We start from the raw sequence: 12,307 nt of genomic DNA, 5'->3' as shown, positions 1-12,307 counted from the left end.
TCAATGCCTTCGTCTGGGGCGTCTCCTGGTGGCCCCTGCGCGAGCTGCAGGGCCATGGCCTGCACCCGCTGTGGACCACGGCGCTGGTCTACCTGCTGGTGTTTGCCGCGCTGCTGGCGCTTTACTTTTCGGCCTGGCGCGGCTTTGTCGCGCACCCCGGCCTGTGGCTGCTGGGCCTTTCGGCCGGCGTCACCAACGTCGGCTTTAACTGGGCCGTCACGGTCGGCGATGTGGTGCGGGTGGTGCTGCTGTTTTACCTGATGCCGGCCTGGTCGGTGCTGGTGGCCTGGGTCCTGCTGGGAGAAAAGCCGACGGCGGCATCGCTGCTGCGGCTGCTGCTGGCCATGACCGGGGTGCTGATCGTGCTCAAGACGCCCCACTCGCCCTGGCCGCTGCCGCACAGCGGCGCCGACTGGCTCGCCATCATGGGCGGTTTCAGCTTTGCCGTGACCAATGCCCTGCTGCGCAAGCTGGGCCATGCGCCGAGCCGATCGCGCATGCTGGCCATGTTTGGCGGCGGCGGCCTGGTCGCCGCCGCGGCCGCCCTGCTGGGCATGTCGCAGCAACTGGTGCCGGCCCCGGCGCTGCAGGCCGCGGGCATTCCGGTGGCGCTGGGGCTGGGCCTGGCCTTCATGGCCAGCAATGCGGCGCTGCAGTATGGCGCGGCCCGGCTGGCGGCCAGCACCACGGCGATCGTGATGCTGACCGAAATCCTGTTTGCCAGCGCCTCATCGGCCGCGCTGGGTGCGGCCGATTTCAGCCCGCGTGTGCTGCTGGGCGGCAGCCTGATCGTGCTGGCGGCGGTGCTCGCGGCGCTGGCACCCTCGACACCGGAATAGCCCCCACGCTTTTCACTGCGTGCAATACGCTGCCCCCCGAGGGGGCTAATTTTCCTTGGGGCGGCCCGGCGGAAAATTGTTGGCCCCCACGCTCGCTCGCTTCGTGTAGCTCCCTGCCCCCCGAGGGGGCTAATTTTCCTTGGGGCGGCCCGGCGGAAAATTGCTGCTACGTTACGATAGTGATTCACACTTGGAGCCTCCCCATGAGCACCGTCTACGATTTCGAAGCCCGCCAGATCGATGGCAAGGACATCGCCCTGTCGGCATTCCAGGGCAAGGTCATGCTGATCGTGAACACCGCCAGCCAGTGCGGCTTCACCCCGCAGTTTGGCGGCCTGGAAGAGCTGCACAAAAGCTACGCCGCCAAAGGCCTGGCGGTGCTGGGCTTTCCGTGCAACCAGTTTGGATCGCAAGACCCGGGCAGCGAGGGCGAGATCGAGCAGTTCTGCCAGGTCAACTACGGCGTGAGCTTTCCGATGATGGGCAAGATCGAGGTCAACGGCCCCGCCGCGCACCCGCTCTACAAGTGGCTGTCGTCCGAAGCGCCGGGCCTGCTGGGCAGCAAGGCGATCAAGTGGAACTTCACCAAGTTTCTGGTCGGCAAGAACGGCCAGGTCATCAAGCGCTACGCGCCGCTTGACAAGCCGGCCGACCTGGCCAAGGACATCGAGGCCGCGCTGGCCGCCTGATTTCTGAAAAAATACGCCTCTAGCCCTGTATCAATGCGCACATGCAGCTATGAATTTCATAGCAATCTTGAAGCCCGCCGGAATCTGGCGCGCGCCTTAGCGGGCCTTCACGCTGCGCAAAAAATCGGCCAGCGTGCGGCCGCTTTCGGGCCCGAAGCGCTGCTCCAGCAGCTGCGCTGACTGCAGGCGGTCAAGCCGGAACACCCGGAAATCCTGCCGCGCCTCGCACCAGGCGCCCAGCGTCCAGACCGCGCCCCAGTAAAAGCAGCCCAGCGGCCAGACCACGCGCTCGCTGCTTTGGCCGGCCAGGTCGCGGTAAAGAATGCGCAGCTTGCAGCGCGCCTGCACCGCCTCGCGCAGCAGCTTGAGGTGGTGCTGCAGGGCGGTGTCGGGCGCCAGCACCGGGGCGTGCAGCGGCAGGCTGTCGGTGGCGGCGCGCGCGGCGCCCGGCAGCACCGAAAAAATCTTGCCCCAGGCGGCTTGCGCGTCGCCGGCCATGGCCGGGTCCAGCCAGGCCTGGGCCACCCGCACCGAGGCCAGCAGCGCGCTGGCCTCGGCCTGCGTGAACATCAGCGGCGGCAGGTCAAAGCCGGCGCCCAGGCGGTAACCCACGCCCGCTTCGCCCTGCATCGGCACGCCCTGCTGCTGCAGGTCGGCAATGTCGCGGTAAATCGTGCGCTCCGAGACCTCCAGCCGCGCCGCCAGAAAGCCCGCCGTGGTCAGGCGCCGGCCGCGCACCAGCTGCACGAGTTGAAAGAGGCGGTCGGCACGGCGCATACGCCGAACTTTAGCGCAGCCGGCGCCGGCTCAGGCCGCCAGGCCCAGCGCCGCCAGGTCGGCCCGCAGGGCCTGGGCAATGACGCGCAGATCGTGCTCGCTCACCTCGAACAGGCCAAAGCGGAACGGGTAGCCCCAGCGCTGCCGGTCCTGCACAAACTCGAACTGGTCCAGCAGGGGCAGGATGGCGGCCTCCTGGACCGGCGCATAGGCCACGTCGCGCCGGTAGGGCACGAAGCCGCCGCCCATGTCAAACGCATAGGGCTGGCCCGGCTGCACGACCCCGATGGAGACGAAACTCTGAAAGCCGTCCCTGGCACCAAAGGCGATGCTGGGCGAGTAATAGGCCACGCGGTCACCCGCCGCGAGGCGTTTGAGCGGCGCGAGTTTGCCGTGGCCGGCCTGCATGTAGCCGTTCTCGGCGGCCGCGCAGCCCATGCGGGCATGCTCGGCACTGGCGACGACGATCCAGTTCTTGGGCATGGCGTTTTCCTGGAGGCTTCAGGCCAGCGCGTGCAGGCCGACCCGGTTGCCATCGAGGTCCATGATGTGGGCGAAAAAGCCCATGCCGGGCGGCAAGGCCTGGCGCCCCAGCGCAATGCGCCCGCCGGCGGCGCTGGCGCGTGCCAGGGCGGCGTCCAGCGAGGGCGAGGCATCGAGGTACACCAGCGTGCCGCCAGCGCCCGGCGTGGGCGCCGTCGGGCCGGCCAGCAGGGCGCCACCGACGCCCTCGCCGTCATAAGGAAACACCGCACCCTCGGACGGCCCCATGGCCTCGCGGCGCAGCGTGCAGTTCAGCACCGCTTCGTAAAAGGCCTGTGCCTCGTTGAGTTGGGTGCTGGGAATTTCGAACCAGCTGATGGCGTTTTTCATGGAGGGCTCCGGAGAAGTTGAACGAGCCCCGATGATGCGCAGGGGCTACTGACAACGTGCTGTCAGTAGCCTGGTCTATCCCATGAATGCAGATCAGCTCAGCGCCTCGTCGAGCAGCTCGACCCAGTGCCGCACCGGCGTTTCGGTGCCGCTTTGCAGGTGCGTGATGCAGCCGATGTTGGCCGAGACGATGACTTCGGGCTGCATTTCACCCAAGTGACCGAGCTTGCGGTCGCGCAGCTGGTAGGCCAGCTCGGGATTGAGCACCGAGTAGGTGCCGGCCGAGCCGCAGCACAGATGCGCTTCGCAGCGCGCCGTCTTGATCTGGAAGCCGAGTTCGCCCAGATGCTGCTCGACGCCGCCACGCAGCTGCTGGCCGTGCTGCAGCGTGCAGGGCGGGTGAAAGACGACCTGGCCGGCCCTGGCCGCCACGCGTTCGCGCAGCGGCGCCACCAGCTCGGGCAGCAGCTCGCTCAGGTCGCGCGTCAGGGCACTGATGCGTGCGGCCTTGGCGGCGTACTGCGCGTCGTCTTTCAGGATATGGCCGTAGTCCTTGACGGTGACGCCGCAGCCCGAGGCGTTCATGACGATGGCTTCCACGCCCGCGCCGGCGCGCTGACCCGGTTCCACCTGCGGCCACCAGGCGTCGATGTTGCGGCGCATCTCGGCCTTGCCGCCGTCGTGGTCGTTGAGGTGAAACTTGACGGCGCCGCAGCAACCGGCCTTGGCCGCCACCACGGTCTGGATGCCGGCCGCGTCGAGCACCCGCGCCGTGGCGCTGTTGATGTTGGGCATCATGGCCGGCTGCACGCAGCCTGCCAGCATCAGCACCTTGCGGGCATGGCTGCGCGTCGGCCATTCACCGGCCGCTTGCCGGGCCGGCACCTTGTTCTTCAGCGTCTCGGGCAGCAGGCCGCGCAGCGCCTGCCCGGCCTTCATGGCGGGCGCGAACAGCGGCGACGGCAGGCCTTCCTTGAGCGCCCAGCGCAGCGCCTTTTCACCGAGCGGGCGTGGCACCTTGTCATCGACGATCTTGCGGCCAATGTCGACCAGGTGGCCGTACTGCACGCCGCTGGGGCAGGTGGACTCGCAGTTGCGGCAGGTCAGGCAGCGATCCAGGTGCAGCTGGGTCTTGCGCGTCGGCGCCGCGCCCTCCAGCACCTGCTTGATCAGGTAAATGCGGCCGCGCGGGCCGTCGAGTTCGTCGCCCAGCAGCTGGTAGGTCGGGCAGGTGGCGGTGCAAAAGCCGCAGTGCACGCATTTGCGCAAAATCGCTTCGGCCTCCAGGCCATCGGCGGTGTTCTTGAATTCGGGGGCGAGATGGGTTTGCATGGATTTGAGGGTTCAGGGGGTTTGCCGGCTGGCTTTGAGCTTGCGGCGAATGCGCAGGATGCGCTGCAGGTCGGCGTACAGCGGCGGCAGGGACAGCGCCAGCAGCACCAGCGCCAGCGGCAGCACCCAGATGAAGCCCACGTACTTGAAGCCAAAGGCACCGACCAGGCCGCCGGCGACAAACATGCCCAGCAGGGTGGCAAACAGCCTGAGCTTGATGCGGTTGGCGCGCACCCGCGACTCGGGCGGGCGCTGGCTGTGGTTCCAGTAAAACAGCTTGCCCAGCTCGATGCCGAGGTCGGTGATGACGCCGGTCATGTGGGTGGTGCGTATCTGCGACGCGGAAATTTTGCTGACCAGCGCGTTTTGCAGCCCCATGATGAAGGCCAGCACCAGCACCGTCAGCGGCACGGCAAACGGTGCCTGGCGGTTCAGCGTGGCGCCCAACAGGCCAAACAGCAGCAGCAGCAAGGCCTCGACCAGCAGCGGCAAGGCGTATTCACTGCGCAGCCAGTTCTGCCGTGCCCAGTTGACCAGCACCGCCGTCACCGCCGCCCCCGCCGTGAAGGCCAGCAGCGCGCCCAGCGCCACCGACACCAGCTTGACATTGCCCAGAATCAGGTTGTCCGCCAGCATCGAGGCGAAACCCGTCATGTGCGAGGTGTAGAGGCTGACCAGCAAGAAGCCGCCGGCATTGATGGCGCCGGCGTTGAATGCCAGCAGGGCCCCGAGCAGACGATTGGTCGAAGCCGTCCGGTGTTGCCCCGTCAGGTGGCGCAGGCGTCGCATGCCGGGCCTTACCAGTCCGCGGACAGGCGGCCGGGGTTGAAGATGCCGGCCGGGTCAAACTGCTTCTTGAGATCGCGGTGAATCCGGTCCAGCGGCGGTTTTAAGGCGTCAAATCGGTTAAATTGGCCCTTAGCCCAATCAGGACGTGCGCCACCAGCTATAAAAAGTGTAGCACTTCCACCGACAGCGGCCGCCGCCGCGCGCAGCTGCCCGGCCTGCTGCGCGTCGGCGCGCAGCCAGCGCTGGCCGCCGTGCCACTCGATCAGCGGCGCCTCGGGCAAATCCAGCACCGGTGCGGTTTGCGGCACCGACAGGCGCCACAAGTCCTGGTTGTCGCTGCGCTGCTGAAACCACGGCAGCTGCTGGTCGCGGCAGGCCCGCCAGAAGGCAGCGGCGGCTGCCGCGCCCTGCCGTTCGCCACCGAGCGCGTGGCAGGCGGCGGCGACCGCCGCATGGGCGCCGCGCAGCCGCAGGTAGAGCGTGCCGACGTCAGCAGCCGTCGCCGCCCCATCCGCCACCTCCTTCACCCAGCAACTGGCGTTGAGCGGCAGCGGCTGGCCGCCCCAGGCATGGAGCCAGCCCAGCGCCTGCGCCTGGCTGCAGGCAAATCGCAGGGTCGCCTCGGCCGGAGCGATGGGCAGCACCTTGAGGCTGACCTCGGTGATCAGCCCCAGCGTGCCCATGCTGCCGGCCATGAGCCGCGACACGTCGTAGCCGGCCACGTTTTTCATGACCTGGCCGCCAAAGGTCAGCGCCTCGCCCCGGCCATTGATGAGTTTGACGCCCAGCACATAGTCGCGCACCGCGCCCACGCTGGCGCGCGCCGGGCCGCTCAGGCCACTGGCGACCATGCCACCGACGGTCGCCTTCAGGGAAGAATCACCAAAATGCGGCGGCTCGAACGGCAGGCACTGGCCCTGGGCCGCCAGCAGCGCTTCGAGTTCCGCCAGCGGGGTGGCGGCGCGCGCGGTCACCACCAGTTCGCTCGGCTCGTAGCTGACGACGCCGGCCAGCGCCGCCGTGTCCAGCAGCTCGCCCCGCAGCGCCTGGCCATAAAAATCTTTGCTGCCGCCGCCGCGAAGGCGCAGCGGCCGGCCCGCCGCCGCAGCGGCACGTACCCGCTCGCTCAGGCCGGCAATCACATCCATATCAGAAACCATGCAGGGATGGTAAGCGGCCCCGGCCAGCGGGGTTTTGATTTTTTTGAACGCGGCCTGTTCGGTTTTTTTGCGACCGGCTCAGGCGCCGCCGGGCAGATTCAAGGCCGTTTCAGGGGCTGGCGGCGGAAAAACCGGCATGGCGCGGCGCATGAAGGCATCGAACAGCGGCACGGTAAAGTCCATTTCGCCGTGCGCCGTGCTGTAGACCATGCCTTTCTTGATCAGGCTGGCACGCACCGGGCCCTGGGCGCTGATCTTGACGCCCAACCTGTCGGCCACGTCGCCGGTGCGATACGGCCCGGCCCCCAAGTCGGCCATGGCGCGCAGGTAAATTTTCTCGAGCGGCGTCAGGCGGTCAAAGCGGACCCGGAAGAAGTTTTTGTCGAGCCGGGTCGAGACCAGCGCCGTGGCTTCGGTGACCACCTGCCGCGTGATCGGCGAGGCCGCCGCATGGTTCCAGACCTGGTAGCCCCACTCCTGCAAAAAATACGGGTAGCCCTGGGTGGTCTGGTAAATCTCCAGGCAGGCGTTGGCCTCTATCGCCTCCCCCGCCGCCTCGATCGGCTCGCGGATCGCCTTGATGGCATCGCCCTGGGGCAGCGGGCCAATGTCGGGAAAGTCAAACAGGCGCTCGGCGTACGACTTCGATTCGCCGGCCAGGCTGGGCAGGATCGGCAAGCCCGCGCCCAGCAGCACCAGCGGCAACTGGCGCTGCTGCATCTTGTGCATGGACATGATGAGCGCGCTGAGCTCGGCCGCGTTGAAGTACTGGATCTCGTCGATCAGGATCGCCACACCCAGGCCACGCGCCTGCGCCGCCTCGGCCAGCACCACCAACAGCTCCGGCAGGTCCGCCTCCAGATCGCCGCTGTCGGCGGTGCCGCTCTCGGGCTCGATGTCGATGCCAATGTCGATATCGGCCACCTTGACCTTGATGGCGCCGACAAAGCTTTTCAGCACCGCAATGCCGCGCCGCACCTGGTTGCCGGCTGCGGCAATCCGGTCCAGGTCAAACAGCAGGGTGCGCAAATGCGGCGCCAGCAGCGCCGCCAGCGACTTCGACTCATGCGCCTCGACCAGCACGGTACGGTAGCCGGCGGCCTTGGCCATGCGCTCGATTTCATTGAGCAGCACGGTTTTGCCGACGCCGCGCAGCCCGGTCAGCAACATGCTTTTTTCAGGCCGCCCGGCCATCACCCGCCCAAGCAGCACCCGGGCCTGCTCCAGCACCCCGTCACGGCCCGCCAGCTCGGGCGGCGGCGAGCCGGCACCGGGGGAGAAAGGGTTGTTGATCTTGTCCAAGGGGTGCTGCGCAGGGTGTTTATAGAGAGTTTTGGAAAGTATAGCTATTTACATCTATAAATGCTTATAGATTTCTATACATGCAGCGCACCTGGTACTCGGGGAATAAGGTCTTTCGGGCTATTGCAGTGCAACATGCCTCTATTACAAATGCTCGACCTCACTTGGTAAAACCAAGTCAATGGCCATTGACTTGGGGTGTCCGGGCCGCTCTTGCGCGGCAACACATGCGGCGCCAAGCAAGCGCAGCATGCTACAAAATTAATAGCTACATACGCTCATGATACCTGGACTGGAGGCCAACTTGACTGAGAACCGGGTGAACGGGAGGTCACCGCGGTGCATCACCGCCATCCGCAAAGCGCCCTCTTTCGCTCCGGCTCAATCCCGAAAAAAATTCACCGGCAGCCCCGGCACCTCGACCCGCATCGAAAACACACAGCCCGAGTCCGGATAGGTCTGCAATTCGGCCTCGGGCCGGTTGTGGCGGGCGGTGGTGAGGTACAGCGTCTTCAGGTCGGCGCCGCCAAAGCAGGGCATGGTGGGGCACTGCGCCGGCACCGGGATGTCGGCCAGCAAGTCGCCGGTGGGCGACAGTTTCAAAAGCCGCGCGCCTTCGAACATGGCGACGTAGTAATTGCCTTGCGCATCCACCGCCGCGCCGTCGGGCCGGCCGCCGTAGCCGGGCAGGCCGGTCTGCCAGCCCATTGGTTTGCCGGGCCACTGCGCAAACACGCGCTCGCGGCTCATGCGGTTGCGCTCACTGTCCCAGTCCCAGGCGCGAATGGTGTGGGCGCTGGTGTCGCTCCAGTACATGGTGGCGGCATCGGGCGACCAGGCCAGGCCATTGCCGACGGTGGCGTCGCCGGCCATGGCCTGCAATTGCAGCGTGCCGCCCTGATGAACATTCAACGAATCAAGCGCATAGAGCTTGGCCTGGCGCGCGTCGCGCGGCTCGTAAATCGTGCCGGCCCAAAAACGGCCGCACGGGTCGGCCTTGCCGTCGTTGAAGCGGGTGGTGGCGGGGTCATGCTCGGCCGGCACGATCAGCTGCAACGCCCCGCCCCATTGCGGCGCGCGGTAAATGCCGTCGCGCAGGGCGACAATCAATCCGCCGGCTTTGCCCTGGCTACGGACGGGCGCGATGCAGCCGGGCTCCGCGGGCATGGGCCAGCTGTCGACGCGGTCCATCAGCCCGGCGGGGTTCAGCTGGGCGCGATGCAGCCGCCGGGCCGGAATATCGACCCAGTACAGCCGCTGCTCGTCGGGGTGCCAGAAAGGGGATTCGCCCAGCTCGCAGGGCGGGGAGGTCACGGGGGTCCAGGTCATGCAGTAGCTTCTTCAGGGTTGCTCAAGTTCAATTCGCTTCAATTCATTTCACACACGCGCCAGGCGCTGCAGTATCGCCGCTGGCGGTATTCATCAGCGGCATCAGCGTGGGGGCCAGCACTTTCAGCAGTTGCACCGGCAGCCCACTGGTGAAGTCGTAGCTGGCGGCCTGCGCACCCGGCACATAGGCAATCAGGGTGCCGAAGAAACGCTCGTCGATGTTGAAGACAAAGGTGGCCGAGCGATTCACCACGCGTGACTTGATCAGCCGGCCGCCCGCGCCGTAGGTGTCAAAGCGCTGGTCGCCGGTGCCGGTCTTGCCACCGACCGCCATGATGCTGCCGTCGGGCCGCACAAAGGCCTGTTTGACCCGCTTGGCGGTGCCGTTGTCGACGACGCCGCGCATCGCGCCGCGCACGGCCTGCGCCACCTCGGGGGCCAGCACGCGCTCGGCCGCGCCGGGCTGGTAGTGCAGCAGGGTTTCATACGGCGTCGCCGCCGCAAAATGCAGCGACTGGATGCGCGTGGTCGGTTTGCGCACGCCGTCGTTGACCAGAATGCCCATCAGCTCGGCCAGCGCGGCGGGCCGGTCGGCCGAGGCGCCAAGCGCGGTCGCATACGACGGCACCAGCGAGTCAAACGGGTAGCCCATGCGCGCCCATTGCCGGTGAATCTCCAGAAACCCTTCGTTTTCGAGCAGGCCCAGAATCCGCTTGTCCTGCGCCTGCTTGCGGTGCGCCGCAAACAGCCAGGCGTACACCGCCTGCCGCTCGCCGGCGCTGGCCCGCATCACCTCGGTCTGGCTGGCCCCCGGATGTTGGCGCAGGTAGCCGACCAGCCACAACTCCAGCGGATGCACGCCGGCCAGGTAGCCGCGATCGGCCAGCGACATCTGCGCTGGCGCGTATTGCGCATGGAGTTTGGCCAGCCTGGGTTCGGCCGGGTCCATGCCGTCGGGCAGATGCGCCTTGACCAGGGTACTGAACTGCTCCAGCGGCGCATCGGGCGCGATGGTGCGAAAGATGGCCGCCAGCCGCGAGGTGCTGGGGCGCACATGGCCCAGCAAAAGTTCTTCGGCCTGCTGCGCGTTTTTGCCCTGGTACTTGGCCAGAAAGCGGCGCATGAATACCTGGCCCTCCCGATCGGCAAAGCGCGCGAGGTAGGCGGCGCGGCGCGGGTCGTCGGCATCCTGCAGCAGCCGGGCCGAGGAGCCAGGGGTTAAAAACATGTAGTGGTGCACCACGTCGCGCATCAGCCGGATGAACACCAGATTGACCGAATTGCGCAGCCCGTCGCGCACCGACAGCACGCGGCCGTTGTCGTCAGGGTTGAAATTGTCAAAGTGGTGCAGCCCGCCGCCGGTCATGAACTCTTCACCCGTGCTGGCCGAATAGCGCCGCTCCAGCGCCGCGTCGAGCAGTGCGCTCAAGCCCCGGTCCTTATCCTTGGCCGCCAGAAAATAACTGACGGCCCAGCGCGTCAGCACGTCGCGGCGATCGACTTCGAGGGCGCGCAACCGGGCCTTGTCCAGGCCGGCGAGCCGCTGGTGCAGCCCGGCCATGATGTCGAGGTAGGTCACCAGCGTGCGCAGTTTGGCGGTTGAGCCGAGGTCGAGCTTGGTGCCTTCGTTGATATTGAGCGGCTGGTCGAAATTGTCGGTTTGCACCCGCAGCACGTTGGCGTCGGCGCCGCGCTCGATCAGGGTAAAACTGTACACCACGCGGGCCGGGTCGCCGCGCGCCAGCAACTGCTTGGCGGCCAGCCCGGCCGCCTTGGCGCTGGCCGGCGTGCGCAGTTCGCGCAACAGGCTGGTGACCTCGGCCTGAACCGAACCATCGAGCGTGCTGGCCACGGCAAGGTCAAGGCGGTCGAGATCATAAAGACCGAGAAATCCGTGGGCTGCGCCATTGACCGCGGCGGGGTTGCCGCCCAGCAGGCCGGCCAGATGGGTGCGCACGGCATTGGCGGCTTTTTGCGTGACAAAAGAAACCGGATCGGCAGGCACCCGGCTGGCGCGCCGCTTCAGCCTGGCCTGCAGCGCCGCATCGCGCAGCGCGGGCGAAATCACGCCGGCACTGCCCAGCAGGCGCAGATGGCTGTCGGTCAGCTGTTCCAGCTCGGCTTCATTGGCGTCAAAATAGTAAGACGGACGGCGCTGCGAAATCAGCAGGCTGAGCGCCTGTTTGTAGATTTTCGCCTGCTCGCGAATCGCCTGGTTGTCGTCATTGCCGTCATTGGGGGCCTCCGCGTTTTTCAGGATGCGGTTGACCTCCTTGAAATCGCGTCCATACCAGACCCACAAGCCATCACCGAGGCCATGCACTTCGCCGAAACCGGCCTTGGCCGACAGCGGCATGGTGTTGATGTAGCGCAGCACGATCTGGCGCCGCACGGCGCGGGTGTCTTCGCCCTGCTGGTAGGCGCGCAGGCTGGCCGACACCATTTGCTGCAGTTTTTCGCGGATCGAGGAGGTGCGTCCCTCGGCAGAATGCTGGTATTTTTCAATCTGGGTGGCCAGTGTGCTGCCGCCGGGCGAGCGCCTGTCGCCGCTGAGGGCGGTTTTGGCCTTGGTCAGCACCGCATTGGCCAGCCGGTCCCATTCGACAGCCGGGTTGCGCTCCGGATACTGGGCATCGAGCAGCTCGCGGTTCTCGATGTACAGCAGGCTTTGCACCAGAATCGGCGCGATGTCGTCAAAACTTTCAAACACCCGTTCCGGATAGCGCTCCCGGAACAGGCTGTCGTTGTGGCAATCGAGAATACTCAGCCCGCCCTGGGTCTTTTCGGGGTAGGGCGCAAAGTAGCCGGCATCCACCATCCGCGCCATGCCCGGCGAAATCTGCGCCTGCTGGACAATTTTGAAATCCCGGGCCTGCAGCCTGGACAGAAATATCGGCAGCCCGGCATAACCGAGGCGATCATCAAAGGGCGCGTTTGGGGGGAAGCGGATGGACGGGCTGGGCCCGGCACCGACACTGTAGCTGGCCTTGCCGGCCAGCTCGGCAAAAAACCGCGCCTGCCAGGCCGAGCTGCGCATCTCCTGGGCGACAAAAACCCCCAAGACGGCCAGCAGCACGAGCACCAAAGAAGCCGCTGCAACCTTGAACCATGGAATCCGCGACGCCAACCCGGCCCACTTTACCCGCACACCCGTCATCGTGACCTCCCCAAGTGGTTGTTCTACGCGGACCATACCGTTCAACTCATGGCCCAATAT

11 protein-coding genes are annotated in these 12,307 nt (G+C 66.6%); 2 read left to right on the top strand and 9 right to left on the bottom strand.

What is annotated here, in order from left to right; translation table 11 throughout:
- Together RMO23_RS04880 and RMO23_RS04875 are read left to right on the top strand one after the other, a co-directional pair.
- A partial coding sequence (locus tag RMO23_RS04880; protein WP_309679017.1) for an EamA family transporter occupies positions 1–839 on the top strand: 839 nt, incomplete at its 5' end.
- 203 nt (positions 840–1,042) lie between these two features.
- A complete protein-coding gene (locus RMO23_RS04875; RefSeq protein WP_309679016.1) occupies positions 1,043–1,528 on the top strand; it encodes a glutathione peroxidase in 486 nt (161 codons plus the stop codon).
- Between the two features lie 96 nt (positions 1,529–1,624).
- Here RMO23_RS04875 and RMO23_RS04870 read toward each other — a convergent pair whose 3' ends face one another.
- From RMO23_RS04870 to RMO23_RS04830, 9 genes are all read right to left on the bottom strand, one after another.
- Positions 1,625–2,305, bottom strand: coding sequence for a YafY family protein (locus RMO23_RS04870; protein WP_309679014.1), 681 nt, complete (start codon positions 2,303–2,305; stop codon positions 1,625–1,627).
- A gap of 30 nt (positions 2,306–2,335) precedes the next feature.
- A complete protein-coding gene (locus RMO23_RS04865; protein WP_309679012.1) occupies positions 2,336–2,788 on the bottom strand; it encodes an EVE domain-containing protein in 453 nt (150 codons plus the stop codon).
- A gap of 18 nt (positions 2,789–2,806) precedes the next feature.
- The gene (locus tag RMO23_RS04860; RefSeq protein ID WP_309679010.1) at positions 2,807–3,178 is read right to left on the bottom strand and encodes a VOC family protein; all 372 of its coding nucleotides are present in this window, start codon (positions 3,176–3,178) and stop codon (positions 2,807–2,809) included.
- Positions 3,179–3,271: 93 nt separating this feature from the next.
- The gene (gene glcF / locus RMO23_RS04855; RefSeq protein ID WP_309679008.1) at positions 3,272–4,510 is read right to left on the bottom strand and encodes a glycolate oxidase subunit GlcF; all 1,239 of its coding nucleotides are present in this window, start codon (positions 4,508–4,510) and stop codon (positions 3,272–3,274) included.
- A gap of 12 nt (positions 4,511–4,522) precedes the next feature.
- Positions 4,523–5,299 (bottom strand): YoaK family protein, encoded by a 777-nt coding sequence (locus RMO23_RS04850; RefSeq protein ID WP_309679006.1) that lies wholly within the window; start codon positions 5,297–5,299, stop codon positions 4,523–4,525.
- An 8-nt stretch (positions 5,300–5,307) separates the two neighbouring features.
- Entirely contained in the window at positions 5,308–6,459 is a 1,152-nt protein-coding gene (gene glcE / locus RMO23_RS04845) for a glycolate oxidase subunit GlcE (protein ID WP_309679004.1), read from the bottom strand.
- Between the two features lie 78 nt (positions 6,460–6,537).
- Entirely contained in the window at positions 6,538–7,761 is a 1,224-nt protein-coding gene (locus RMO23_RS04840) for an ATP-binding protein (protein WP_309679002.1), read from the bottom strand.
- Between the two features lie 381 nt (positions 7,762–8,142).
- On the bottom strand, positions 8,143–9,090 hold the full coding sequence (locus tag RMO23_RS04835; protein WP_309679000.1) for an SMP-30/gluconolactonase/LRE family protein: 948 nt from the start codon (positions 9,088–9,090) through the stop codon (positions 8,143–8,145).
- A gap of 43 nt (positions 9,091–9,133) precedes the next feature.
- Complete coding sequence (locus tag RMO23_RS04830; protein ID WP_309678998.1) at positions 9,134–12,247, bottom strand: transglycosylase domain-containing protein; 3,114 nt, start codon at positions 12,245–12,247, stop codon at positions 9,134–9,136.
- Positions 12,248–12,307: the final 60 nt, after the last annotated feature.

The sequence above is a fragment of the Polaromonas sp. genome (assembly GCF_031411155.1).
Lineage (GTDB): Bacteria > Pseudomonadota > Gammaproteobacteria > Burkholderiales > Burkholderiaceae_C > Polaromonas.
The sequence above is the reverse complement of the archived record's forward strand: the minus strand, read 5'-3'. Positions and strand labels throughout refer to the sequence as shown.